The organism is Caballeronia sp. 11_S32 (assembly GCF_056930355.1).
This window is the reverse complement of the sequence record NZ_JBXOWH010000005.1, coordinates 788,734-813,328: the sequence shown is the minus strand read 5'-3', so window position 1 is coordinate 813,328 and position 24,595 is coordinate 788,734. Positions and strand designations below refer to the sequence as shown.

The following is a 24,595-nucleotide window of genomic DNA, read 5'->3' as shown; positions in this document are numbered from 1 at the left end:
CAAGGAGACAACCATGCGCAAGCTGTTCTTCACGACCGGATCGCCCTTCGCGCGCGCCGTCCGCATCGTGCTTGTCGAGAAGGGCCTGGATTTCGAGCGCGCCGAGACCTTCACGACGCCCAGTGCCGAAGAGCGCGCGAAGGTGGCGCCCACTCTGCAGGTTCCTACTCTGGTGGACGGCGCCCTGACCTTGTGGGATTCGGCCGTGATCATCGACTATCTGATGTCCAGCTATCCGGTCCGTCCCGCGCCGGAAGGCATGGAACCTCTGGCAGCCGGCTACGTGCGCGAGACCGAATGCTGGGACGACAAGCTCGTGCTGGCCACGTTGCAAACCTTCGGTGTATCCACGACGACGGTCTCGCAACTGCAATGGTCGGGCGTGCGGCACGAAGAGAACAGCCATGCCGCGCGATGCGCCATTCGCAATCAGCATCTCCTCGATTGGTTCGAGGACCGGCTCATCGGCGCGGACGCCGCTTTTGTCCCTGGCGTGGTTTCCGCGCAGGACATCTTGCTCGCATGCTTCTGCCAGTTCATCGAACGGCGCCCGTTGCGCATGTCATGGCGCGATCCGAATCGGCCCAAGCTCGCGTCGCTGATTGCGCGAATGGAACGTCGCCCATCCTTTCAACAGGAAGGCGCGCTGTGGTGGGAGCCAGGCGTGACGTATGCCACCGCCGCCGAAGTGGAATGGGCCAGACATAAAACCATTTGCGAAGGGCCGGACTTCAGCGAATGGTCGTCGCAGTCCGCAAGCTAGCTCGCCGGGGGGCGACCGGTCTGCTCGGCAAATCTCCCTGCACGAAGTCGGCGCAACGCGCTGTTCACTGCCTCGACGATAGCGGTGTCGCGCAGCGCCGCGCGCGTCCTTACACTGTGTTGGTCCGAGGGGTTCGTCTGTTATCCAGCCACGCACGCGAAGGTGAGTTCTGCCTCTTGCGGCGTCCAGCCGCGAACGCCATGCGTCTGCATATCGACCTGATGCATCTGCTTGCCTTGTCGGGTGCAGTATTCATCGGCGCGCTTCAGGCTTGACGCCTTGACCTCTCCCCAGGGAGTCATACCACCGCGCACCTGTGTAGTTACGGTGTAGTGCCCGTCGCCGGCCGGTGCGACTTCCGAGATCGATGTGCAGGCTGCCAGAACAGTCAAGGCAGTAACGGCGGCGAAGAGCTTCATCTTGCTTGTATTCGTATGGTTTGGGCAACTGGATACATCGTGACGAGAACGGGTCGGCAGGAGTTCGCAGCTCGGCAGACCCAGGTCCATGCTCGCGAATAACGGCGTTTTCAGCGCGATCTTTAGGGCCGACGTTCTGATCTGACTAAGTGTCTCCGACTTGCGGTTGGCTGGGCAGATGCACACAGATACTTCATCGCCCGGCTGCCGTTGGGGCGCGCTCGACCGCTCTGCGGCGAAGCAGAGTGCGAAAGAAACGCGTATCGTGTCTTACTTCTCAGACTTCAATCACGCTTCATGAACCCTATTCGCCTTGACCGGGCGCGCGGAGTCACGATCGCGGCCACCTTCTTCATGCTCGCGCTGGCAGGTTGCGCGTCCTCGTCGCTGGATTCATCGCGTGATTCGCAATCGCAAAGTGTCAGCTCCACGTCGCTCGATGCCGCCATCAGCGGATCGCAGCGCAGCGACAAGGCGCGTGCGCGCGACGTCTATCGCCATCCGAAGGAAACGCTGCAGTTCTTCGACCTCGGTCCGACCCAGACAGTGCTGGAAATCGCCCCGGGGGGCGGATGGTACACGGACATTCTTGTGCCGTATCTGCACGATGCAGGCCGTCTCTATGAAGCGCAGTATGTCAGTACGTCCGTAGAACTCGCCGCCGAGGAGAGCGCGACCGATGCAGCGTACCGTCGCAAACTCACGGCTGATCCGGCGGTGTATGGAAACGTCGTCGTCGGCACGTTGCACGCGGGCCGGTTCATGGGCTTCGACGCGCAGGATCGGTTCGACCGCGTGCTGACGTTTCGAAACATCCACAACTGGATCAAGGACGGGGAACTCGATGCGAATCTGCGCGCGTTTTACGGCGCACTGAAGCACGGCGGCGAGCTTGGTGTCGAGGAGCATCGCGCGCGGCCGGGAACGACCGTGCAGCAAATGATCGATTCCGGCTATGTGACCGAAGCGTTCGTCATAGAGCACGCGCAGGCAGCCGGCTTCAGGCTGGTTGCGCGCAGCGAGATCAACGCGAACGCGAAGGATACGAAGGACTATCCGCATGGCGTGTGGTCGCTGCCACCCACCTACAGGGGCGGCGAGGCCGACCGGTCACGCTATGCCGCGATCGGAGAATCGGACCGCATGACGCTCAAGTTCGTCAAACCGTAGCGATCGCGCGCGTTGCGGTGGATGAACGCGACGTCGCACGCGATTGCGTTTTCGCAGAATGATTAGATATCCATATAAAAACGATTGACCCGAATGCCACATCGCTTCCCAAAAACCGACGCAGATCATCAGAATCACGCCGTCACGCGTGAGGGTCGCTGCACACGCCAGCCGTCATAAACCGCTGACATCGACACCGGGCGATTTCGTCATCGCGATCGGCGATGGTGCCTTTCCAAAAGACCACGAACAGGCCCGCTTGCATCGTGCATGATGCTTGCACACCGCAGCCGATTGTGAAACCGCATGGCCGCGCTTGCCGCGGCCGACAAATTGACGGAGCGAGACAACGTAATGCAACTCGACCAGGGAACGGGTGGTCCGCGAACGCTTTACGACAAGATCTGGGACAGTCACCGGGTCATGTCGCGCGACGATGGACAGGATTTGCTGTTCATCGACCGGCATTTCATTCACGACGTCACGGCGCAGTCATTCGACCTGTTGCGCCAGCGCGGGCTCAAGCCGCGCTCGCCCGAGCGTACCTTCGGCACGGCGGACCACTACGTGTCCAGCGCGGCAAACGACATGGCGGCGGTGGCCGACCCCGAGCGGCGCGCCATGATCGAAGCCCTGCAACGCGATGCGGCCGAGTCGCGCATCACCTTGTTCGACATGGACGACTCGCGGCGCGGCATCGTGCACGTCGTCGGGCCGGAGCAGGGGTTGAGTCTGCCCGGCATGACCGTCGTCTGCGCCGATAGCCACACCTCGACGCACGGGGCGATGGGCGCGCTGGCGTTCGGTATTGGCGCGACCGAGGTGGCCCACGTGCTCGCCACACAATGCCTGTGGCAGCGCAAGTCCAGAAACATGCGCGTCACCCTCGACGGACGGCCGGGTCCGGGCATCAACGCCAAGGACCTGATCCTGGCCGTGATCGCGCGGATCGGCGTGGCTGGCGCGGCAGGCCATGTGATCGAGTACGCCGGCTCCGCGATCGCAGGATTGTCGATGGAAGGCCGCCTGACGCTGTGCAACATGACCATCGAGGCTGGCGCTCGCGCCGGCATGATCGCTCCGGACGAAACCACGTTTGCGTATCTGGCCGGGCGCCCCTACGCACCCGCGGGCGAGCAGTGGGACCGGGCGCTGGCGCGCTGGCGCACCTTGTTTACCGACCCCGGCGCGACGTTCAACCGCGAAGTGCATATCGACGTGGCCGAAATCGCCCCGATGGTGACCTGGGGCACGACGCCCGAATATGCCTGTGCCATCGACCGCCGCGTGCCCGATCCCGCGCGGCAGGCCGATCCCGATCTGCGCGCCGCGATGTCGCAGGCGCTCGACTACATGGGCTTGGCGCCGGATGAGGCGCTGGAAGGCGTGGCGATCGACAGGGTATTCATCGGCTCGTGCACCAACGGGCGCATCGAGGATATGCGCAGCGCGGCCGAAGTGGCGCGCGGCCGCCGTATCGCGCCCGGTGTCGAGGCGTGGGTGGTGCCGGGCTCGCACGAGGTGCGGGCGCAGGCCGAAGCCGAAGGGCTGGACCGTGTCTTCACGGACGCCGGCTTTCAGTGGCGCTTTCCCGGCTGTTCGATGTGTCTCGCGACCAACGGCGATATTGCCGCGCCCGGCCAGCGCTGCGCCTCCACTTCGAACCGCAATTTCGTCGGCCGCCAGGGGCCTGGCGTGCGCACGCATCTGATGAGCCCGGCGATGGCCGCCGCCGCCGCGGTGACCGGGTGTCTGACCGATGTGCGCCGCCTCCTTGGAGCCTGAACATGGAAAGCCTGACTTACCTTGACGCAGTCGCGGCGCCGATCGTCGCCATCAACTGCGATACCGACCAGATCCTGCCCGCGCGCTTCCTGCAAAAACCCCGCTCCGACGATTTCGGCCAGTTTCTGTTCCGCTCGCTGCGCTTCGGTCCGGATGGCGCCGAACGGCCCGATTTCCTGCTCAACCAGGCGCCTTATCGCGAGTCGCGCATCGTCGTGGCCAACCACAATTTCGGGTGCGGCTCTTCGCGCGAGCATGCGGTATGGGCGCTCTACGACTACGGCATCCGCGCGGCGATCGCCCCGAGCTTCGGCGACATCTTTTTCATCAACTGCCTGAAGAACGGGTTGCTGCCGATCGTGTTGCCGGAAGCCGTGGTCCTGCCGCTGCTGGACAGCCTGTCGGCCAGCCCGGGCAGCCGCATCGCCGTCGACTTGCCCGCGCAGACCGTGACGCTCCCCGACGGCTCCTCGCATGCCTTCGACATGGAGCCCTTCGCCAAGGCGTGTCTGCTGCGCGGCATGGACGAGATCGACTACACGCTTTCGCATCGAGACCGCATCGATGCATTCGAGCGCGGCCGTGCCGGCGTCTGATAAAGGCGCGCTCATCCCGATAACGACCAAGGAGGAATCCAGATGAAGATTGCAGTCATGCCCGGTGATGGTATCGGTCCCGAAGTAGTGGCGCAGGCGCTCAAGGTGCTGCAGGTGGTGGCGCCGCAGGCCGAGACGCAGGAGGCGCCCATCGGCGAGGCCGGCATTCAGGCACACGGGGTCCCGCTGCCCGCGCCAACGCTGGAACTGGCGCGCAAGGCCGATGCCATCCTGTTCGGCGCAGTAGGCGTGGCCGACGAAGCCGACATTCCGCGCGAACGCCGTCCGGGTACCGGGTTGCTGCAGTTGCGCGAGGCGTTGACGCTCTATGCCAACTTCCGCCCGGCCTACATGTTCCCCGAGCTGATCGGCGCTTCGACGCTGCGGCCGGAAGTGGTCGACGGGCTGGATCTCGTGATCGTGCGCGAGTTGAACGGCGACGCCTATTTTGGCCAGCCGCGCGGCTTCGAGACCAACCAGAACGGGGAGCGCGCGGGTTTCAACACGATGCGTTATGCCGAATCCGAGGTCGAGCGCGTCGCGCACGCCGCGTTCCGGGCCGCGCGCCGCCGTCACAGCAAGCTGTGCTCGGTGGACAAGGCCAACGTGCTCGAGGCGAGCCAGTTATGGCGCGAGGTGGTCACGCGCGTCGGACGAGATTACCCGGACGTCGAACTGAGCCATCTCTTCGTCGACGCCGCCGCGATGATGCTGATGCGCCGGCCCAGGCAGTTCGACGTGATCGTCACGGGCAATCTGTTCGGCGACATTCTCTCGGACGCCGCGGCCATGCTGACCGGTTCGATCGGCATGCTGCCTTCCGCTTCGCTGGGCTACGACCGCAAGGGGCTGTACGAGCCGGTGCACGGCTCCGCGCCGGACATCGCGGGCAAGGACATGGCGAATCCGCTCGCGGCCATCCTGTCGCTTGCAATGATGCTGCGCGAGAGCTTCGAGATGGAAGATGCCGCGAGCCGCGTCGAACAGGCCGTGCGCGCGGTGCTGGCCGCGGGCTACCGTACCGCCGACATCCACCAGGAGGGCACGCGATGCATCGGCACCGCTGACATGGGCGACGCGGTCGTCGAGGCGCTGCGCAAGCAGGCAGCCTAGGCGGATCGCGTCACGGACGGACCGGCACTTCAGGAGTCAGGGACACGCGCAAGGCTGGTCCATCCCCGGCAGTTTGTCGCACCAGAATATCCCTTGAAAGGGAGGAGACAACCATGAAGCTGAAACTTGCCATCGCGCTGTGCGCGGCGTTCGAGCTTGCCTGCGGTTCCGTCACGGCCGTGGCCAAGGACGTGCCCGAGAAGCCCGAGCTGCACATTGCAGCGGCTTCGGTGGGCATCACCTATCTGCCGATGCTCGTCGCCAAGCAGCGCGGTTACTTCAAGGACGAAGGGCTGGATGTGAGGATCGCCGCCTTCTCCGGCGGCTCCAAGACGCTGGAAGCGCTGCTGGGCGGCAGTTCCGACATGGTGGCGGGCGCCTATTCGAACACCATCACCATGGCCACCAAAGGACAGCATCTGGTGGTGGTGGCCGCGCAGGTCATTTGTCCCGGGTGGATCTTCGGCGTGTCCCAGAAACGCCAGGCCGATGTCAAGTCGCCGAAGGATCTGAAGGGCATGCGTATTGGCGTGAGCGCGCCGGGTTCCAGCACCCACATGGCCGTCAACTACATTCTGCACAAGGCCGGACTGCAGTCTTCGGACGTGTCCATCATCGGCGTGGGTCAGGCGGCCGGAGCGGTCGCGGCGGTACGGGCGGGACAGATCGATGCGCTGATCGTCAATGATCCGAGCGCCACGATCCTGACCAAGGACGGCAGCCTCAAGCCGCTCGAGAACATGCGCACGGCCGACGGCAACGTCAAGGTATTCGGCTCCGATTACCCTGAATCCAGCCTGTTTGCGACACAGGACTTCGTCGACAAGAACCCGAAGACGGTGCAGGCCGTCGCCAATGCGATCGTGCGCGCCGAGAAGTGGATCGCCAAGGCCACGCCGGAAGAGGTCGCGAACAATGTGCCGCCCGAGTACCTGGAGGACAACAAGGCGCTCTATGCCGAGGCCTTCACGAATAGCCGCCGCTGTATCGCACAGAACGGGGAGATCACCGCCAAGGGCGCGCAGACCGTGCGTGACGTGCTCGCCGCTTTCGACCCCACCGTGGCGTCGGCCAAGATCGATCTCGCCACGACCTACGACAACCGGTTCGTGAGGAAGGCGGCGGAGATCCAGCCATGAGCACCGTCGCCTGCAGCATCCCGCTCGATAGCGGGCCAACCCAGGCGCGCGAAGCCCTGCGTTTCGACAATGTGACATGCACCTTCGCCGGCAATGGCAGGAACGCGCAAACCTACACCGCCGTTTCCGGAGGGAACCTGACGATCGGCGACGGCGAGTTCGTCTCGATCGTCGGCCCCACGGGCTGCGGCAAGTCGACACTGCTGAACGTGGCCGCCGGACTGACGCGGCCATCGTCGGGCAGTCTGAGCGTGTTCGGCGAGAAATTGACCAACGGGCTGAACAGGCAGGCTGCTTATCTGTTCCAGGTGGATGCGCTCATGCCCTGGAAGACGGCCGAAGAAAACATCGCGATGGGTTTGATCTTCCGCGGCACGCCACGCGAAGAGGCATTGGGCGTGGCGCGCGACTGGCTGGAGCGAGTGGGCCTGCACGGCCACGGCAAGAAATATCCGCATCAGCTGTCCGGAGGCATGCGCAAGCGCGCCGGGCTCGCGCAGGCGCTGGCGCTGAATCCTCGCATCATCCTGATGGATGAGCCATTCAGCGCGCTGGATATCCAGACCCGGCACCTGATGGAGAACGAGCTGCTGCGGTTATGGTCGTTCGACCGCAAGTCGGTGATGTTCGTGACCCACGACCTGGAAGAGGCCATCTCGCTATCGGACCGCGTCATCGTGCTGTCGGCGGGGCCCGGCACGCGGCCCATCGCCGAGTTCGAGATCGATCTGGAGCGTCCGCGCGAAATGTCGGAAATCCGCATGACGCAGCGTTTCCTGCAACTGCACACCCAGATCTGGGACGTGCTTCGAGGGGAGGTTCTGAAAAGCTATGCGCGCAATCGAGTTTGACCCGAACAATCGATTCACCGTGTTGCTCACCCGGCTTGCCATTTTGTTTGGCGTGCTCTTCTTCTGGTGGCTCGGCACCCATCAGAAATGGCTGTCGCCGTTCTTCTTCGGCGATCCGGTTGGCGTGGCGCGTCGCGTTATCGAATGGTTCGTGACGGGGTCGGTGTTTCGTCACCTCTATACGACGCTGCTCGAAACCATGCTGGCGTTCGCGATAGGCACGGCGTTCGGCCTGGGGTGCGGGCTGTGGCTCGCGCTCAATCCGTTCCTGGCGGTCGTGTTCGATCCGTTCATCAAGGCCATGAATTCGATGCCGCGCCTCATTTTTGCGCCGATCTTCGCGCTCTGGTTCGGCCTCGGCATCTGGTCCAAGGTGGCGCTGGGCGTGACCCTGGTGTTCTTCGTGGTGTTCTTCAACGTCTTCCAGGGCGTGCGCGAGGTCAGTCCCACGGTGTTGTCCAATACCCGCATGCTGGGCGCCAATTCGCGTCAGCTGATGCGGCATGTGTATCTGCCTTCGGCGACGAGCTGGGTCTTCTCGAGCCTGCATAACGCGATCGGCATCGCCTTCGTGGGCAGTGTGGTCGGCGAGTACCTGGGCTCCGAGAAGGGCGTGGGTTATCTGATTCTGCTGGCCGAGGGTGTGTTCGATATCAACTCGGTGATCGCGGGCATTCTGGTGCTGACGGTGTTTGCACTGGTGCTCGATACGGCGGTGTCGATGGTGGAGGACCACCTGCTGCGCTGGCGCCCCGTTGCCGGACAGACCGTGGCCGCGAGCGCCTGAGCGTGCGCGCGCCGATTGAAGCGCTTACTTTGAGGAAACCATTTTGCAGATCAACGCGATCAATCTGAAGGACCGCGTCGCCGTGGTGACCGGCGGCGCGCAGGGCATTGGCCTGGAGGTCGGCCGCCGGCTGCTGGCCTCCGGCGCGCGGCTCGCGATCTGGGACATCGATCCCGCGGGCATGGAGCAGGCGCGTGCCGAACTGCGCGAGCACGATGTCCATTTCGAGCGTGTCGACATTGCAGACTACGCGAGCGTGCAGACCGCCGTGGCGGGGACGCTGAAAGCGGACGGGCGTATCGATATCCTGATCAATAACGCGGCGATCGTCGGTCCCAATGCCACGTTGATCGACTACCCCATCGACGTGTGGAAACAGGTGATCGACATCGACGTCAACGGCACCTTCCATTGCTGCCGCGCGGTGGCGCCGGTCATGATCGGCCAGAACTACGGCCGCATCGTGAATCTTGCCTCGATCGCCGGCAAGGAAGGCAACCCGAATGCGGCGGCCTATAGTTCGGCGAAGGCTGCCGTCATCGCCATGACCAAGTCGCTGGGCAAAGAGCTGGCGAGCCACGATATCGCGGTGAACTGCGTCACGCCCGCCGTCGCGCGGACGCCCGGCGCGATGGAGCAGGCGCCCGAGCATATCAAATACATGCTGGGCAAGATTCCGCGCGGCCGGTTCCTCGAACTCGATGAAGCGGCTGCAATGATCGCCTGGCTTGCCAGCGAAGAGAATTCGTTCACCACGGGCGCGGTTTTCGATCTGTCCGGCGGACGTGCCACCTACTGAGACGAGCACATACATGAAGCTGTTACGTTACGGTCCGCCAGGCGGCGAGAAGCCGGGTCTCCTCGATGCCGATGGAATCCTGCGGGACCTCTCGGGCCACGTGGCCGACATTGCCGGCGATGTCCTGCTGCCCGACAGCCTCGCCCGGCTGAATGCGCTCGATCCAAAATCGTTGCCACGGGTGGAAGGCAAGCCGCGTCTGGGCGCCTGCGTGAGCGGCACGGGCAAGTTCATCTGCATAGGCCTGAATTACTCCGACCATGCCGCGGAGACCGGTGCCACGGTGCCGCCGGAGCCGATCATCTTCATGAAGGCCACGAGTGCGATCGTCGGCCCGAACGATACGATCGAGATTCCGCGCGACTCGCTCAAGACGGACTGGGAGGTCGAGCTGGGCGTCGTCATCGGCAAGCCCGCCAAATACGTGAGCGAACACGATGCGATGGATCACGTCGCCGGCTACTGTGTCATCAACGACGTATCCGAGCGGGCGTTTCAGGCCGAGCGTGAGGGGCAGTGGACCAAGGGCAAATCGGCCGACACCTTCGGCCCGACCGGACCATGGCTCGTGACCATCGACGAGGTGCCCGATCCGCAGTCGCTGCCGCTGTGGCTGGAGGTCAACGGCCATCGTTACCAGAACGGCAGCACCGCTACGATGGTGTACGGCGTGCGTTACCTGGTGGCTTACCTGTCGCAGTTCATGTCGTTGCAGCCCGGCGACATCATTTCGACGGGCACGCCGCCGGGCGTCGGGCTGGGGCTGAAGCCACCCGTGTACCTGAAGCCGGGCGATGTCGTGACGCTCGGGATCGAGGGCCTGGGTCAGCAACGCCAGAACGTCGTACAGGGCTGAATGCGCCGGGCCGCGCCCGCGCAGAAAACAAGGACAGGAGACTAATCATTGTGAGAAGGCTCAGGCTGGTGTGGCCGGTACTCGCCATCTGCGCGGCCCTCGTGAACGCATCGGCCGCCAGCGCGGCGGCCGCTCCCGTGCCGGAGAAACCCAGGCTCCATCTGGCAGCCGCGGGCGTCGGCTTTCCCTATCTGCCGTTCATCATCGCGGACAGCCGGGGATACTTCAAGCAGGCCGGGCTGGACATCGAGATCGGCGTGTTCAGCGGCGGCGCGAAGGCGTTGCAGGCCATGATGGGCGGCAGCGCCGATATCGTGGCGGGGGCTTATTCCAACACGATCACGATGGCGGCCAAAGGACAGAAGCTGGTGTCGTTCGTGACCCTGGCGTCCTGCCCCGGCTGGGTGTTCGGCGTGACGCGCGCCAGCCACGACAAGGTCAAGACGTATGCGGACCTCAAGGGCATGCGCATCGGCGTGAGCTCGCCCGGTTCGAGCTTCCATATGGGCGTCAATTATCTGCTGAGCAAGGCCGGGGTGAAGCCGGGCGATGTGTCCATCATCGGCGTGGGATCGTCCGCAGGCGCGATTGCCGCGGCGCGCAGCGGGCAGATCGACGCATTGATGAGCAACGACCCGGTCGCGACCGTGCTGCAGGGCAGTGGAGATCTGTTCCCGCTGGCCGTGATGCGTGATCCGGCCGGCACCCGCGCAACGCTGGGCGGTGATTATCCTGAAGCTGCCATCTACACCACCAGGGACTTCGCCGCCAAATATCCGAACACCGTGCAAGCGGTGACGAATGCCGTTCTGGAGGCCGAGCGCTGGATGGCCCACGCGACGCCCGAGCAGGTTGCCGCGGCCGTGCCGCCGCAATACGCGCTCGCCGAGAAGGATGTCTTCGCCCGCGCCTACGCCAATATGCAGCAATGCATTTCTCGCGACGGCCTGATGACGGATGCCGCGGCGCATACGGTGCACGACGTGCTGGCCGCCTTCGATCCGGAAATCGGCAAAGCCTCGATCGATCTGAAGGCCACGTACGACAATCGCTTTGTCGAGAATGCCGGCAAGCGCTGACTGGCGAGGAGAGCAACGATGGAAAGCGGCATCCGCATCATGGCCGAAGGCCTGAAATTTCCCGAAGGGCCCGTGGCGATGCCCGATGGCTCGGTCGTGCTGGTCGAAATCGAGCGCGAGACCATCAGCCGCGTGACCGCCGACGGCACGGTGAGCGTGCTCGCCGAGGTGGGCGGCGGGCCGAACGGTCTGGCGCTGGGTCCGGATGGCGCCTTCTATATCTGCAACAACGGAGGCTTCCTGTTCCGTACCGTCGCCGGGCTCAAGCGCACCAGGCCGGGCGTGCATCCGCGTTATACGAGCGGCCGTATCGAGCGCTTCGACCCGCGGACAGGCGCGCTGACCACGCTGTACGACCGCTGCGGCGACTATCCGCTGTCCGGTCCCAACGACATCGTGTTCGACCACGACGGCGGTTTCTATTTCACCGACTTCGGAAAGAACCGGCTGCGCGACCGCGATCACGCGGGCCTCTATTACGGACGCGCCGACGGATCGATGATCGTCGAAGTCGCGTACCCGCTCACCACGGCGAATGGCGTCGGCCTGTCGCCCGACGGAAGTGTGGTCTATGTGGCGGAGACCGAGACCGCGCGCCTGTGGGCGTTCGATCTGGAGGCGCCGGGCCGGGCGCGCAAGCACCCTTACCCGTCCCCGCATGGCGGGCGCCTGGTGTGCGGGTTGCCGGGTTACCAGCGCTTCGACAGCCTGGCAGTGGACGCGGAGGGCAATATCTGCGTGGCGACGCTGGTCACCGGCTGCATCACCGTGGTCGCGCCCTCTGGCGAGGTGCTGCGGCAGGTGATGGTGCCGGACGGCATGGTGACCAACATCTGCTTCGGTGGCGCCGACATGAGGACGGCGTACCTCACGCTGTCGGGCACCGGTCGTCTCGCGGTGCTGCCCTGGCCGCAGGCCGGGTTGAAGCCGGCTTATTCGTGACCGCTAGGCGCGCGCTGCATCGTGGCTTGCGAGCAGATGATCGAGAAAGAGCTGAACGGGTGCGGGAAGCGACTCGGCCTCGCGCACGCAGATCTTCCAATGGCGCTCCGCCCACGGTTCGTCGAGCGGAACGGCGACCAACGGCGCCGAGCTGACATAGCGCTCGGCATGATGCTCGGGCACCAGCCCGATGCCGAGGCGGGCCTCCACCATGCTGCGCACCGGCTCGAAACCATTGACCCGGATCGACAGCTTGAGCGGGTGATCCAGATCGGCCGCCGCGCGCAGCACCAGCGAATTCAGATAGCTGCCCACTTGCGGCCCCACCAGCGGATATTCGGCCATCTCGCGGAAAGTCACCCGGCCGGCCCCGCTGAGCGGATGATCGGGCGGCATGATGACGACCAGCCGGTCGCTGCGGTACGGATAGACCTGCAGGCCAGTGGTCACGGTCGTGCCGCCGAACACGCCGATGTCGGCCGTATTCTCGGCCACGGCGCGGACCACCGCCGGGCTCAGGCTTTCCTGGAGATCGATGCGCAGCCCCGGGTGCAGCTCCAGAAACACGCGGATGTCATTGGCGATGTACTGCACGATGGTGGAGAGGCTGGCATGCAGCCGGATCTGTCCGCGCACGCCCTCGGCATGGTCGAGTAGCTCGCTCTCCATCTGCTGGATGTCGCGCAGAAGCACCCGGGCGTGCTGCAAGAGGGCCGCCGCCGCGGCCGTCAGTTCCAGCCCCTTGTTGCTCCGCACGAAGAGGGCGGTCTTGAGGGTGTCCTCGAGATGGGACATGCGCTTGCTGAGAGCGGAAGGCGCGATATTTTCGGCTTCTGCCGCGCGGGCAATGCTGCCGTGCTCGCAGACCGCGACGAACAATTTCAGCGACTGCAGATCGAAACGCATTGAGTCTCCGGGGGCGCGGTCTTCTCGCCGCGGTGCTTTCGTGTGAAGCGAAAGTATGCATGGGGTCAGTTGCAAGTGCAAAAATTCGAGCGGCGCGAACCGGTCTCCAGGTCTTCACGTCTGCGGGTTTTCCCGCGCTCGGCATATGCAGACATCCCCGACTTGGACAATTCAACGGACTTCTTGCAGCCATCCATGAACGTCGTCCTGTTCGCTTGACCGGCCTTTCCGGGTCCCGCAAAGTGGGTTCAACGCGATGCGCACGAGGCAAACAAGCCCGCCGGCGCAAGCGATATTCACGTGGCCGCACCTGCGGCCGCTCCCTTGAACACGCTGGAGACGCCGGATGAACATGGTCACCGAACCCGCCTTCGAGAAGGCTTCGTTCAACATTCCTTCCACGATGCAGGCCTGGGTGCTGGGCGACCCGAATCAGCTTTCGCTCAATGAAAAACCCGTGCCGCAGCCCGGCCCGGCCGAAGTGCTCGTGCGCATCGACGCCATCGCCGTGTGCGCGACCGATCTGGAGATCATTCATCGCGGCCCGCCCGCGCAGATTCAGGGCGGCTTGCCGTTCAACAAGAACTTCACGCCGGGCCACGAATACATGGGCACCGTCGTCAGGCTAGGGCCGGGCGTCGATGAATACAAGATCGGTGATCGCGTCGCCGTCGAAGTGCATGCGGGATGCGGGCGCTGCGAGCGTTGCCGCGAAGGCATGTACACGTCGTGCCTGAACTACGGCAAGAACTACGGCGACATGAACAAGGGTCATCGCGCGAACGGCTTCACGACCGATGGCGGCTTCGCGCAATATGCGATCAACAACGTCAACACGCTCGTGCATGTCGCCGATGAAATGAGCGACGAAGAAGCAACGCTCATCGTGACGGCCGGCACCGCGATGTACGGCCTCGATGTCACGGCGGGGCTGATCGCCGGCCAGTCTGTCGTGGTGATGGGGCCGGGGCCGATCGGTCTCATGGGCGTGGGTGTTGCGAAGGCACTGGGCGCAAGCGAAGTCATCCTCACCGGCACGCGCGACAATCGTCTGGAAATGGGCAAGCGTCTCGGCGCAGATCACACGATCAACGTGCGCAACGAAGACGCCGTGGCGAAGGTGCGCGAGTACACCAACGGCGGCGCGCATTACGTGCTCGAATGCTCGGGCGCGCCGAACGCCGTCAACGATGCCGCGCTGATGCTGCGCCGTGGCGGACGCATCTGTCTCGCCGCGTTCCCGTCGGAGCCGGTGCCCATCGACGTCGCCGCGCTCGTGCGCAACAACATCTATCTCTACGGCATTCGCGGCGAGGGCAAGAGCGCGACGCATCGCGCGGCCGAGTTGATGAAGCAGAAGCGCTTCGACGCGAAGCTGATTCACACGCACACCTTTGCGCTCAAGGACGTGCCCGAGGCGCTGCGTTATGCCCGCGAGCGTATCGACGATGCAATCAAGGTCGTCGTCAAGATCGATCACCCCGAAGGCTGCTGAAGCGCGAGGACACAGCGATGCTGACGTACGACGAATACGTCAGCGCATCGAGCCTCGCCGAGGCTTTCGATGCGCTCGACCGCATTCCCGGCGCGCGAATCGTCGCGGGCGCGACCGATCTCCTGCCGTGGGCCCGTGAAGGCCGCGCCGGTGACGTGCATCTGCCCGCGCTCATCGACGTGAGCGCGATCGCCGAGCTCGGCATCGTGAGCGACGAGGGCGACCGCATCCAGGTCGGCGCTGCCGTGCCGCTGATCTCGTTCGAAGAGGATGCGCGCCTCGTCGCGAAGGCGCAGGTGCTGGGCCGCTGCGCCGTCTGGTTCGCCGACGATCAGATCCGTGAGCAGGCGACGCTCGGCGGCAACATCGTCAACGCGTCGCCGGCGGGGGATTCATTGCCGGCCTTGCTCGCGCTCAACGCGCAACTCGTGCTCGCGCGCCGCATCGGCGGCAAGGTGGTCGAGCGGCGCATGTCGCTGGCGGAGTTCATCACGGGGCCCGGCAAGACGCAGCTTCTGCCACGCGAGATTCTCGTGCGCGTCGAGTTCGATCCGACGCCCGGTTATGGCGCGAGCTTCGAGAAGGTCGGGCATCGCCGTTCGCTCGCCATCTCCACGGTATGCATGGCCGCGCTCGTCAAGCTCGACGCCAACGGCGCGATCGCCGATGTGCGTATCGCGATCGGCGCGGTCGGACCTGTGCCGCAACGTCTTGCGGACATCGAGAAGACGCTCGAAGGCACACGGCCCGATGCGCAGCGCGTGCGCGATATCGCGGAGCTGACTGCGGACCGTGTGCGCTCGCGCAGCCGGCAGGCCTACCGGCGCGAAGTGCTCGTGAACTTCGTCGAACGCGGATTGATCGATGCGCTGCGCCGTGCCGGCGCGCCCATCGAGCGTCTGGAAAAGGAGATGTCGAATGTCTGATGCCACGCCTGTCGCGCCGTGCGTGAGTGCGGAGCCCTGCGAAGCCTGCCACTACGATCCGCTCAACGAAGCGCGCGTGATGATTCACGCGACCGTCAACGGGCGCAAGGTTGCGCGCGCGGTGCCGGTGCACTATCGCGTGATCGATTTCGTGCGTGAGGAGCTGAAGCTCACGGGCAACAAGGAAGGCTGCGGCTCGGGCGAATGCGGCACGTGCTCGCTGTTCGTCGATGGTTCGCTCGTCAAGAGCTGCCTGATGCCGGTGCAGAAAATCGCGGGCCGCTCGCTCGAAACCGTCGACGATCTCGATCGCGACGCCGGCCTCACCATCGTGCAGCGCGCATTCCACAAGTGCGGTTCGAGCCAGTGTGGCTACTGCATTCCCGGCATGGTGATGGCCGCGACATCGACGCTGAGAAAGCGTCCGAATGCGAGCATCGCGGAGATTCGCGAAGGCCTCGGCGGCAACGTGTGCCGCTGTACGGGCTATCAGAAGATCGTCGATGCGGTGGAACTGGCGCGCGATGTGATAAACGGCACGAAGCCCGAGAGCGCGCTCGATGAAGAGGAGACGGAGCAGTTCATCGGCGCGCGCACGCGCAGGCTCGATGCGCCCGCGAAAGTTTCGGGTGCAATCAAATACGCCGCCGACATGTGGATGCCCAACATGCTGCACATGCAGGTGTTGCGCAGCCCGCATCCGTATGCGCGCATCGAGCGTATCGATGCATCGCGTGCGCAGGCGCTGCCTGGCGTCGAAGCCGTGCTTACGTGCGACGACGTCCCGGGCATAGATAACTTCGGCGTGTTCATCGAGGACCAGCCGGTGATGGCGCGGGGCGTCGTGCGTCATACGGGCGAGGCGATCGCGGCCGTGGTCGCGGAAACGCCGGAGATTGCGCATGCCGCGCTGGCGCAACTACGCGTGACGTACTCGCTGCTCGACGGCGTGTTCGATCCCGAGATTGCGCTGCGCGACAACGCGCCGCAACTGCATGACTTCGCGCCGAACAATATCTGCAAGCACACGAAGATCCGCAAGGGTGACATCGAAGCGGGCTTCAGGGAAGCCGACATCGTCGTCGAGGAGACGTATCGCACGTCGGCGGTCGAGCATGCCTATCTCGAACCCGAAGCCGGGCTCGCCTATGTCGAAGCGGACGGCTGCGTCACGGTGCACTCGCCGAGCCAGAACATCACGCATCATCGGCATATGCTCGCGAAGATTCTCGGTCGTCCCATCAACAAGGTGCGCATGATCATGAGCACCGTGGGCGGCGGCTTCGGCGGCAAGGAGGACATGCTGTATCAGGGCATGCTCGCTTTAGCGGCGATCAAGACCCGCAAGCCGGTGCGCTATGTGTTCACGCGCGAGGAAAGCTTTATCGCGAGCGCGAAGCGGCATCCGTTCACCATTCGCTACAGGATGGGTTTGAAGCGCAACGGACGCATTGTCGCGACGGAAATGAAGATGATCGCCGACGGCGGCGCGTATGCGATGTCCTCGCCGGGCGTGATGAACAAGTCCGCGATTCTCGGCCCCGGGCCTTACGCGATTCCGAATGTCTGGGTCGATGCCATCGCCGTCTATACGAACAACACGCCGAGCGGTGCGTTCCGTGCATTCGGCGCGTATCAGTCGGAGTTTGCCACGGAGTCGCATCTCGACCTTTGCGCGGAGCGGCTCGGCATGGATCCCATCGCGTTGCGGCGCGTGAACCTGATGCAGGACGGAGCGGTGACACATACCGGACAGCAGCTCGATCGCGTGTTGGCGAGCGCATGTCTCGATGGCGCCATCGCGTCGGCGGGCTGGCACGAAGGCGTGACGTATCGCGCGGGGCGCGGTGAGAAGGAACGCGACGATCTCGGTCGTGAAGGCACGCGGCCTTCGTGTGAGCCGGGTGTGCGCCTTGAGAACTTCATCGATGCGCTCGCGGCCACCGCGTCGCAAAGTTAAGGAGAGTATTGCGATGAAACGCAGAGGAAGAGGCATCGCATGCGGCTGGTACGGCATCGCGCGCACGGCGGCGATGGATCGTGCTGCCGTGTGGGTGGAGTATGACGACGGCGGAACGTTGAAGATCGCCACCGGAGTCACTGAAATCGGCGAAGGCGTGCTGACGGGCCTGTGTCAGATCGCGGCAGCACAAACCGGCGTGCGCCCGCAAGACGTCGTGCTCGGCGACAACGACACCGCCCGTGTTCCCGAAGCCGCCCACGCGGGCGCGACGCGCATGACCTACATGATCGGCAACGCGGTTGCGGTCGCCTGCCAGGAGGCATTCGGCAAGTTCGCCGATGCGATGGCAGCCTACTGGGGCGTCGCATCGAGCTCGATCACCGCGCGTGCGGGCAACGTCTGGGTGGAAGGTTCGCCGAGCAAGCGCATGACGCTCGATCACGCGGTACACGTGCTCAAGAAGGAGCGTGGCATCGTGATCGTGGGCAGCGGTCTCTTCACATCGGCGCATACGACGCTGCATCCGGAGACCGGCGAGGCCACGCCCTGGCGCAGCTATGTATTCGGCACGCAGATCGCCGAAGTCGAAGTCGACGACGACACCGGCGAAGTGCAGGTCCTCGGCGTATGGGCCGCGCACGACGTGGGGCGCGTGGTGAATCCGCAGCAAGTGGAAGGACAGATCGAAGGCGGCGTGGCGATGGGCGTCGGCCATGCGCTGATGGAGGCGTACGAACAGCGCGACGGCCACACGACGACGCCCGCTTTCGCGAAATACATCCTGCCGACCGCACTCGACGTGCCGCACGTGACCTCGATTCTCATCGACGAGCCGGACCCGAATACGCCGCTCGGCGTGAAGGGCATCGGCGAGCCGTGTCTCACGCCGACCGCGCCCGCCATCTGCAATGCGATCTACGACGCCATCGGCGTACGCATGACGCATCTGCCGGCGACCCCCGAACGCGTGCTCGAAGCCCTGCGCGACAAGCGCGAACGACAAGAGCGCGCACCGCAGCGCAAAGTCGCATAGCGCTTTTCCGCTTCAAACCGATTCAAACCGATCACAGCCGATGGCCGCTCATGCGAAGCGGCCCGGCGCAACTCATCCTCGAAATACGTCGCGATCAACAGGAGCGAAGCATGAATCAGACGACCGAACTGCCGCCGACTCATCTGCCTGGCCTCGCGGGCGCGGCGCATCGCGCGGCCGCGATCGTCGCGGCGGGCAGCATCGAAGGCGCCATTGCGCGCGGCGCGATGCCGCGCGAAGTGAGCGTGACGCTTTCGGAAGCGCTCGTGCTCGGATTTCTGCGTCAGGGCGTAAGCAAGTTTCTCGCGATCTTCGGTCACGGCTCCACGGATCTCGGCGAAGTCCTGCGCATCTATACCGACGCCGGCGCGACGCAGGTCTTCAACTTCCGCAACGAAGTGGAAATGGCGCATGCGGGGACCGCGCTCGCATGGGTGTATCGCGAGACGTGCGCGGTCGTGACGTCCATCGGCCCGGGCGGATTGCAGGCGATGGCCGGATCGCTCGCGGCGGCGAGCAACGGCGTCGGCGTCTATCACGTTTATGGCGATGAAACGACGTACGGCGAAGGCTACAACATGCAGCAGGTGCCAAAGCCGCAACAGCACATCTATGGACAGATGACCGCGCTGATGGGCCAGTCCTACGTGCTGCACACGCCCGAGGCGATCCGCGATGCGTTGAGGCGCGGCACGCATTGCGTGCATCATCCGGTGAAGGCGGGGCCGTTCTATCTGCTGCTGCCGCTCGATGCGCAGCCGCGCATCATCGAATCGCTCAACCTGCTCGCGCTGCCGCAGCGCATGAAGCTCCCGCGCCAGATCGTCGGCGATGCGGCGGCACTCTCGGAGGCCGCGCGGCTCGTGAGCCTGCATCAGAAGATCGTCATCAAGGCCGGCGGCGGCGCGCGTGCATTCGCAGGCGAAGTGCGCGCGCTCGCCGAAGCGACGGGCGCGGCAGTCGTGCTGTCGCCTGGATCGACGGGCGTGTTGCCGGACGCGCATCCGCAGAACATGCACGTCGGCGGTTCGAAGGGCTCCATCAGCGGCAATCATGCGATGTCGCGCGGCGAGCTGCTGATCGTGATCGGCTCGCGCGCGGTGTGTCAGGCCGATTGCTCGGGCATCGGCTATCCGCGCGCGGAAGCGGTCATCAACATCAACGGCGATACGGCCGATGTCTCGCACTACAACGCGACGGTCGCGCTGCCGGGCGATATCGGTCTCGTCATCGGGCAACTGCTGGAGGCGATCCGCGAGCGCCGCAACGGCACCGATCGCACGATGAAGCTCGCGTGGCTGCGTGAATGCGAGGAGAAGAAGCGCGAATGGAAGGGCTTTCTCGCGGCGCGTCAGGACGTTCAACAACTTCGCGACGCAGTGTGGAACCGTCCGGTGCTGACCCAGCCCGCCGCGATCAAGACGGTCTGCGACTTCGCGAAACGCATCGATGCGATCAAGTTCTTCGATGCGGGCGATGTGCAGGCGAACGGCTTTCAGACCGTCGAGGACGATGCGCCTTATCAGACCTTCACCGAAACCGGCGCGTCGTACATGGGCTTCGCCACATGCGCGCTGATCGCGAACGGACTTGCGCGCGCGCCGCGCTATGGCGTCGCGTTCACGGGCGACGGCTCGTTCATGATGAATCCGCAGGCGCTCATCAGCGCGGTGGAACACGGCGCGCGCGGCACGATCGTCATCTTCGACAACCGCCGCATGGCCGCGATCTCGAGTCTTCAGCACGCGCAATACGGCATCGATTTCAAAACGAACGATAGCGTCGCGGTCGATTATGCGCGGCTTGCATCGAGCATTGCGGGCGTGAAGGCGTTCGAAGGCGGCTTCGATCGCGCATCGCTCAAGAAGGCGCTCGAAGCGGCGCATGCGCAGGACGGGTTGTGCGTCGTCCACGTGCCTGTCTATGCGGGCGAGGACCCGCGCGGCGGACTCGGCGCATACGGTTCCTGGAACGTCGGCAACTGGTGCGGCGACGTGGAGCGCCGCTATCTGTCGGCCACCATCTGACGATCATCGGAGAGACATCTTGAAGCGCGAACAAATTGGTCTGTACCGCGATTACGGTCTTTATATCGACGGCGAGTGGCGTCAGGCGCGCGCGCTGGCGACCCGTGAAGTCATCGATCCTTCGACGGAGGAGATCGTCGGCCTGATTCCCGCGGCCGACGAGAGCGATCTCGACGACGCCTTGCAAAGCGCGGCGTTCGGTCTCGCCGCATGGCGCGCCACGTCGCCTTGGGACCGCGCGACGGTGTTGCGGCGTACGTCGTCGGTGATTCGCGAGCGCGCCGAGGAGATTGCCGCGCTGATGACGGCGGAGACCGGCAAGCCGCTTGCGGAGTCGCGAGGCGAGACGCAGGCTGCCGCCGATCAGTTCGAGTGGTACGCGGAAGAGACGAAGCGCATTTACGGCCAGACGATAGAAGGCCGCAGCTCCGATGTGCGCATGCAGGTGCGTTATGAACCTGTGGGCGTCGTAGCCGCATTTTCCGCGTGGAATTTTCCGGCGCTCTTGCCCGCGCGCAAGATCGCGGCGGCGCTCGGTGCAGGTTGCAGCGTGATCGTGAAGCCCGCTAGCGAGGCGCCCGGTTCGTGCATGGCGCTCGTGCAGGCGTGCCACGACGCGGGTCTGCCCGCGGGCGTGCTCAATCTCGTCACGGGCGATTCGTCGCTGATTTCGCGGTATCTGATTGCGTCGCCGATCGTGCGCAAGGTCACGCTGACCGGATCGACGGAAGTCGGCAAGTCGATACTTCGTCTCGCGGCGGACGGCATCAAGAAGGTATCGATGGAATTGGGCGGGCACGCGCCGGTGATCGTGTTCGACGATGTTGATCCGCAATGGGCTGCTGAGACCGTGGCGCGCGCGAAGTTTCGCAATTGCGGGCAAGTGTGCATTTCGCCGTCGCGGTTCTTCGTGCATGAGCGCGTTTATGAGCCGTTTTGCGAGGCATTCGCGCAGTTCGCGAAGAAGCTTGCGATTGGTCCCGGGAGTGATTCCTCGAGCGAAATCGGGCCGCTTGCGAATGCGCGCGGGTTGAAGCACGCGGAGGCATTGGTCGCCGATGCACTTTCATGTGGCGCGCGATTGCTCGCGGGCGGCGGGCGGCCGGAGACGCATCGGCGTGGCTATTTCTTCGAGCCTACCGTGCTCGCGGATGTGCCTTCGCATGCGCGAATCATGCGCGATGAGCCTTTTGTTCCTATCGCGCCGATCACGCGTTTCAGCGATTTCGATGAAGCCATCGAGGCGGCTAATTCCGTGCCTTTTGGACTTGCGGGTTATGTGTTCTCTTCTTCGCTCAAGACTTCGACGCTTGCCGCGGAAGCGCTCGAATGCGGGATGGTTGGGGTGAATGAAATGCTGCTCGCATGTGCGGAGGCGCCGTTTGGCGGTGTCAAGGAAAGCGGCATGGGACGTGAAGGCGGTTCGCTCGGAATTCGCGATTATCTCGAGGCTAAGTACATTCGTACGCGGTTGGTTTGAGGTTTGGGTTGGTTGGGGCTTGCGCTGGGGCTTTCGTGAAATCCTGATTTCGCGTCGGTCTATTAGCTCTGCCCCTATGCGGGGCGGCAGTCACTTTCTTTGCTGCTGCAAAGAAAGTAACCAAAGAAACAGCTATCCCCATCCAAAGTGCTTCAAGCCGGCCCCGGCACAGAAGATAGCAAGTGGTCCGGCAGTAGCGAGTGCCCTCGTAGGTCTAACCGGGCTTGGACCGCGCACGGTCTGACAAGCTAGAAGTTATAGCGCGCTGGTTCAGCACGAAATAGTTCCGGCACAGCGCTACGCGCTGCCGAACGGTGTGCAAGGGAAACCAACGGTAGGCGAATGCAGTGAGATGGAAGCGTTAGCAAAGAAGTGTGCGCCGACCCGATGGACCGGTCGGCCGCGAAGCGGGCTGGAGCTATTTCGCGCCTTACCAGTCAGTTGAGTGGTGCGATGTGACAGACCGTGCGCGATCCAAGCCCGGTTAGACCTGTGAGGGCACTCGCTACTGCCGGACCACAGCCGTTCTTCTGTGCCGGGGCCGGTGTGAAGTACTTTGGATGGGGATAGCTGTTTCTTTGGTTACTTTCTTTGCAGCAGCAAAGAAAGTGACTGCCGCCCCGCACAGGGGCAGAGCAAATAGACCGACGCGAAATCGGGAATTCCATAGAAGCCCCAGCAAGCAAACGAAAGCAAACGAAAGCAAAGCAAAGTAAAGCAATTCAGGAGACAGCATGTCGCAAGACAAGAAGGACATTGGCCTGTCCAAAGGCCTTACGAACTACGGGGATCGCGGCTTCGCCCTCTACCTGCGCCGCTCGTTCGCCAAGTCGATGGGCTATTCAACCGACATGCTCAAGAAGCCGATCGTCGGCATCGCTTCCAGCGGCTCGGGCTTCAATAATTGCCATCGCGCGATGCCCGAACTGGTCGAAGCGGTGAAGCGCGGCGTGCTCGCGGCAGGCGGCCTGCCAATCGACTTCCCGACGATATCGCTAGGCGAAGTCTTTCTGAATCCGACTTCGATGATGTTCCGCAATCTGATGAGCATGGACGTCGAGGAAATGCTGCGCGCGCAGCCGATGGATTCCGTCGTGCTGATCGGCGGTTGCGACAAGACCGTGCCCGCCCAGCTGATGGGCGCCGCAGCCGCCGATATCCCCGCCGTGCAGCTCGTCGTCGGTCCGATGATGACCGGACGTCATCAGGGCGAACGTCTCGGCGCATGCACGGATTGCCGCCGCTTCTGGGGCAAGTTCCGCGCGAATGAAATCAGCGGGGAGGAAATCGATCAGGTCGAAGGGCGGCTCGCGACAACCGCAGGCACCTGCGCCGTGATGGGCACCGCAAGCACGATGGCCTGCATCGCCGAAACGCTCGGCATGTCGCTGCCGGGCACCGCCGCGATTCCCGCCGTGCATGCGGACCGCATCCGGGCGGCCGAGGCGAGTGGCGCGCGCGCCGTGCAACTCATCAGCGAGCCGCTGCGACCGAGTCAGATCATCACGCCGAAGTCGGTCGAAAACGCATTGCGTGTGCTGCTCGCCATCGGCGGATCGACCAACGCGATCATCCATCTCACCGCCGTCGCGGGACGGCTCGGCATCCCCGTTTCGTTGAAGCGCCTCAACGCGATCTCCGATGAAACTCCCGTTCTCGTCAACCTCAAGCCGACCGGCGAGAACTACATGGAAGACTTCTTCGCGGCGGGCGGCATGACGGCCGTGCTGCGCGAGCTCGAACCGCAACTGCATCTCGATGCGATGACCGTCACCGGCGAAACACTCGGCGAACGCATTGCGGCGGAGCGGGAGGCGTGGGTCGATCATCGCATCGTGAAGAAGGCGTCGGAGCCGGTCGAGCCGCAAGGCGGCCTCGTCGCGCTGTTCGGCTCGCTCGCCCCGCGCGGCGCGATCCTCAAGCGCTCCGCCGCCGACAAAGCGCTCTTCGAACAGGAAGGCCGCGCAGTCGTGTTCACGTCGCTCGAAGACCTGGCTGCGCGCATCGACGATCCCGAACTGGATGTCAACGCCAACGACATCCTCGTGCTGCAAAACGCCGGTCCCGCCAGCGGCACCGGCATGCCCGAAGCGGGCTATCTGCCGATTCCGAAGAAGCTCGCGCAACAAGGCGTGAAAGACATGCTGCGCATTTCCGACGCGCGCATGAGCGGCACCGCGTACGGAACCATCGTGCTGCACGTGACGCCCGAGGCGGCGCTCGGCGGACCCATCGGACTCGTGCGCAACGGCGACCGCATTCGCCTGTCGGTGCGCGAGCGGCGCGTCGATCTGCTCGTCGACGAAGCCGAACTCAAGCGCCGCGCAATCGATGTAAAGCCGCCGAAGCGCGTGCTGCGCGGCTATCAAAAGCTATATCAGGAGCACGTCCTGCAAGCCGACGCCGGCTGCGATTTCGACTTCCTGCAGGCTGCCAAAGATTGCTCATCGACTCAAGAGAGCTGAC

The 24,595-nt window shown here is 64.2% G+C and carries 21 protein-coding genes; 19 read left to right on the top strand and 2 right to left on the bottom strand.

The features are described 5' to 3' along the window. Nucleotides 1-13: 13 nt before the first annotated feature. Nucleotides 14-763 (top strand): glutathione S-transferase family protein, encoded by a 750-nt coding sequence (locus tag AC1Z32_RS38245; RefSeq protein ID WP_483484047.1) that lies wholly within the window; start codon nt 14-16, stop codon nt 761-763. A gap of 140 nt (nt 764-903) precedes the next feature. On the opposite strand, the gene AC1Z32_RS38240 is transcribed toward AC1Z32_RS38245, so the two are convergent. Then, entirely contained in the window at nt 904-1,182 is a 279-nt protein-coding gene (locus tag AC1Z32_RS38240) for a hypothetical protein (RefSeq protein ID WP_483484046.1), read from the bottom strand. A 297-nt stretch (nt 1,183-1,479) separates the two neighbouring features. Between AC1Z32_RS38240 and AC1Z32_RS38235 the strand changes: the two genes are divergently transcribed. The 11 genes from AC1Z32_RS38235 to AC1Z32_RS38185 all read left to right on the top strand — a co-directional run bounded on the left by AC1Z32_RS38235 (nt 1,480) and on the right by AC1Z32_RS38185 (nt 12,299). Continuing rightward, on the top strand, nt 1,480-2,352 hold the full coding sequence (locus AC1Z32_RS38235) for a class I SAM-dependent methyltransferase (protein ID WP_483484045.1): 873 nt from the start codon (nt 1,480-1,482) through the stop codon (nt 2,350-2,352). Nucleotides 2,353-2,706: 354 nt separating this feature from the next. Next, nucleotides 2,707-4,137, top strand: coding sequence for a 3-isopropylmalate dehydratase large subunit (gene leuC / locus AC1Z32_RS38230; RefSeq protein WP_483484044.1), 1,431 nt, complete (start codon nt 2,707-2,709; stop codon nt 4,135-4,137). A gap of 2 nt (nt 4,138-4,139) precedes the next feature. Further along, nucleotides 4,140-4,733, top strand: coding sequence for a 3-isopropylmalate dehydratase small subunit (gene leuD / locus AC1Z32_RS38225; RefSeq protein WP_483484043.1), 594 nt, complete (start codon nt 4,140-4,142; stop codon nt 4,731-4,733). Between the two features lie 42 nt (nt 4,734-4,775). Beyond that, complete coding sequence (gene leuB / locus AC1Z32_RS38220) at nt 4,776-5,846, top strand: 3-isopropylmalate dehydrogenase (RefSeq protein WP_483484042.1); 1,071 nt, start codon at nt 4,776-4,778, stop codon at nt 5,844-5,846. A 113-nt stretch (nt 5,847-5,959) separates the two neighbouring features. Further along, entirely contained in the window at nt 5,960-6,985 is a 1,026-nt protein-coding gene (locus AC1Z32_RS38215) for an ABC transporter substrate-binding protein (RefSeq protein WP_483484041.1), read from the top strand. After that, nucleotides 6,982-7,836: an ABC transporter ATP-binding protein gene (locus AC1Z32_RS38210; protein WP_483484040.1), complete on the top strand. Its 855-nt coding sequence runs from the start codon at nt 6,982-6,984 to the stop codon at nt 7,834-7,836. The genes AC1Z32_RS38215 and AC1Z32_RS38210 overlap by 4 nt, the downstream gene beginning before the upstream one ends. Then, on the top strand, nt 7,817-8,623 hold the full coding sequence (locus AC1Z32_RS38205; protein ID WP_483484039.1) for an ABC transporter permease: 807 nt from the start codon (nt 7,817-7,819) through the stop codon (nt 8,621-8,623). The genes AC1Z32_RS38210 and AC1Z32_RS38205 overlap by 20 nt, the downstream gene beginning before the upstream one ends. Nucleotides 8,624-8,666: 43 nt before the next feature. After that, nucleotides 8,667-9,422 (top strand): SDR family NAD(P)-dependent oxidoreductase, encoded by a 756-nt coding sequence (locus tag AC1Z32_RS38200; RefSeq protein ID WP_483484038.1) that lies wholly within the window; start codon nt 8,667-8,669, stop codon nt 9,420-9,422. A gap of 13 nt (nt 9,423-9,435) precedes the next feature. Then, nucleotides 9,436-10,278, top strand: a complete 843-nt coding sequence (locus AC1Z32_RS38195) for a fumarylacetoacetate hydrolase family protein (RefSeq protein WP_483484037.1) — start codon at nt 9,436-9,438, stop codon at nt 10,276-10,278. A gap of 68 nt (nt 10,279-10,346) precedes the next feature. After that, nucleotides 10,347-11,357: an ABC transporter substrate-binding protein gene (locus AC1Z32_RS38190; protein ID WP_483484036.1), complete on the top strand. Its 1,011-nt coding sequence runs from the start codon at nt 10,347-10,349 to the stop codon at nt 11,355-11,357. A gap of 18 nt (nt 11,358-11,375) precedes the next feature. Next, nucleotides 11,376-12,299 (top strand): SMP-30/gluconolactonase/LRE family protein, encoded by a 924-nt coding sequence (locus tag AC1Z32_RS38185; protein WP_483484035.1) that lies wholly within the window; start codon nt 11,376-11,378, stop codon nt 12,297-12,299. A 3-nt stretch (nt 12,300-12,302) separates the two neighbouring features. On the opposite strand, the gene AC1Z32_RS38180 is transcribed toward AC1Z32_RS38185, so the two are convergent. After that, a complete protein-coding gene (locus AC1Z32_RS38180) occupies nt 12,303-13,205 on the bottom strand; it encodes a LysR family transcriptional regulator (RefSeq protein WP_483484034.1) in 903 nt (300 codons plus the stop codon). Nucleotides 13,206-13,551: 346 nt separating this feature from the next. On the opposite strand from AC1Z32_RS38180, the gene AC1Z32_RS38175 reads away from it, so the two are divergent. The 7 genes from AC1Z32_RS38175 to AC1Z32_RS38145 all read left to right on the top strand — a co-directional run bounded on the left by AC1Z32_RS38175 (nt 13,552) and on the right by AC1Z32_RS38145 (nt 24,594). Beyond that, on the top strand, nt 13,552-14,700 hold the full coding sequence (locus AC1Z32_RS38175) for a zinc-dependent alcohol dehydrogenase (RefSeq protein ID WP_483484033.1): 1,149 nt from the start codon (nt 13,552-13,554) through the stop codon (nt 14,698-14,700). Nucleotides 14,701-14,717: 17 nt separating this feature from the next. Beyond that, entirely contained in the window at nt 14,718-15,626 is a 909-nt protein-coding gene (locus AC1Z32_RS38170; RefSeq protein WP_483484032.1) for an FAD binding domain-containing protein, read from the top strand. Then, entirely contained in the window at nt 15,619-17,586 is a 1,968-nt protein-coding gene (locus AC1Z32_RS38165; RefSeq protein WP_483484031.1) for a molybdopterin-dependent oxidoreductase, read from the top strand. Before AC1Z32_RS38170 ends, AC1Z32_RS38165 begins: the two co-directional genes overlap by 8 nt. Nucleotides 17,587-17,599: 13 nt before the next feature. Next, nucleotides 17,600-18,622 carry a xanthine dehydrogenase family protein molybdopterin-binding subunit gene (locus AC1Z32_RS38160; protein ID WP_483484030.1) on the top strand — a complete coding sequence of 341 codons (1,023 nt, stop codon included), beginning with the start codon at nt 17,600-17,602 and terminating at the stop codon, nt 18,620-18,622. 110 nt (nt 18,623-18,732) lie between these two features. Beyond that, nucleotides 18,733-20,649 (top strand): thiamine pyrophosphate-dependent enzyme, encoded by a 1,917-nt coding sequence (locus AC1Z32_RS38155; RefSeq protein ID WP_483484029.1) that lies wholly within the window; start codon nt 18,733-18,735, stop codon nt 20,647-20,649. Between the two features lie 19 nt (nt 20,650-20,668). Beyond that, nucleotides 20,669-22,129 carry an NAD-dependent succinate-semialdehyde dehydrogenase gene (locus tag AC1Z32_RS38150; RefSeq protein WP_483484028.1) on the top strand — a complete coding sequence of 487 codons (1,461 nt, stop codon included), beginning with the start codon at nt 20,669-20,671 and terminating at the stop codon, nt 22,127-22,129. Nucleotides 22,130-22,863: 734 nt separating this feature from the next. Continuing rightward, complete coding sequence (locus AC1Z32_RS38145; RefSeq protein WP_483484027.1) at nt 22,864-24,594, top strand: IlvD/Edd family dehydratase; 1,731 nt, start codon at nt 22,864-22,866, stop codon at nt 24,592-24,594. The last annotated feature ends 1 nt before the right edge of the window (nt 24,595 follow it).

Bases quoted from the DNA above. Each gene is read 5' to 3' on its own strand.
- AC1Z32_RS38245 (WP_483484047.1), top strand. From the start codon at position 14: ATGCGCAAGCTGTTCTTCACGACCGGATCGCCCTTCGCGCGCGCCGTC.
- AC1Z32_RS38240 (WP_483484046.1), bottom strand. From the start codon at position 1,182: ATGAAGCTCTTCGCCGCCGTTACTGCCTTGACTGTTCTGGCAGCCTGC.
- AC1Z32_RS38235 (WP_483484045.1), top strand. From the start codon at position 1,480: ATGAACCCTATTCGCCTTGACCGGGCGCGCGGAGTCACGATCGCGGCC.
- leuC (WP_483484044.1), top strand. From the start codon at position 2,707: ATGCAACTCGACCAGGGAACGGGTGGTCCGCGAACGCTTTACGACAAG.
- leuD (WP_483484043.1), top strand. From the start codon at position 4,140: ATGGAAAGCCTGACTTACCTTGACGCAGTCGCGGCGCCGATCGTCGCC.
- leuB (WP_483484042.1), top strand. From the start codon at position 4,776: ATGAAGATTGCAGTCATGCCCGGTGATGGTATCGGTCCCGAAGTAGTG.
- AC1Z32_RS38215 (WP_483484041.1), top strand. From the start codon at position 5,960: ATGAAGCTGAAACTTGCCATCGCGCTGTGCGCGGCGTTCGAGCTTGCC.
- AC1Z32_RS38210 (WP_483484040.1), top strand. From the start codon at position 6,982: ATGAGCACCGTCGCCTGCAGCATCCCGCTCGATAGCGGGCCAACCCAG.
- AC1Z32_RS38205 (WP_483484039.1), top strand. From the start codon at position 7,817: ATGCGCGCAATCGAGTTTGACCCGAACAATCGATTCACCGTGTTGCTC.
- AC1Z32_RS38195 (WP_483484037.1), top strand. From the start codon at position 9,436: ATGAAGCTGTTACGTTACGGTCCGCCAGGCGGCGAGAAGCCGGGTCTC.
- AC1Z32_RS38185 (WP_483484035.1), top strand. From the start codon at position 11,376: ATGGAAAGCGGCATCCGCATCATGGCCGAAGGCCTGAAATTTCCCGAA.
- AC1Z32_RS38180 (WP_483484034.1), bottom strand. From the start codon at position 13,205: ATGCGTTTCGATCTGCAGTCGCTGAAATTGTTCGTCGCGGTCTGCGAG.
- AC1Z32_RS38175 (WP_483484033.1), top strand. From the start codon at position 13,552: ATGAACATGGTCACCGAACCCGCCTTCGAGAAGGCTTCGTTCAACATT.
- AC1Z32_RS38170 (WP_483484032.1), top strand. From the start codon at position 14,718: ATGCTGACGTACGACGAATACGTCAGCGCATCGAGCCTCGCCGAGGCT.
- AC1Z32_RS38165 (WP_483484031.1), top strand. From the start codon at position 15,619: ATGTCTGATGCCACGCCTGTCGCGCCGTGCGTGAGTGCGGAGCCCTGC.
- AC1Z32_RS38160 (WP_483484030.1), top strand. From the start codon at position 17,600: ATGAAACGCAGAGGAAGAGGCATCGCATGCGGCTGGTACGGCATCGCG.
- AC1Z32_RS38155 (WP_483484029.1), top strand. From the start codon at position 18,733: ATGAATCAGACGACCGAACTGCCGCCGACTCATCTGCCTGGCCTCGCG.
- AC1Z32_RS38145 (WP_483484027.1), top strand. From the start codon at position 22,864: ATGTCGCAAGACAAGAAGGACATTGGCCTGTCCAAAGGCCTTACGAAC.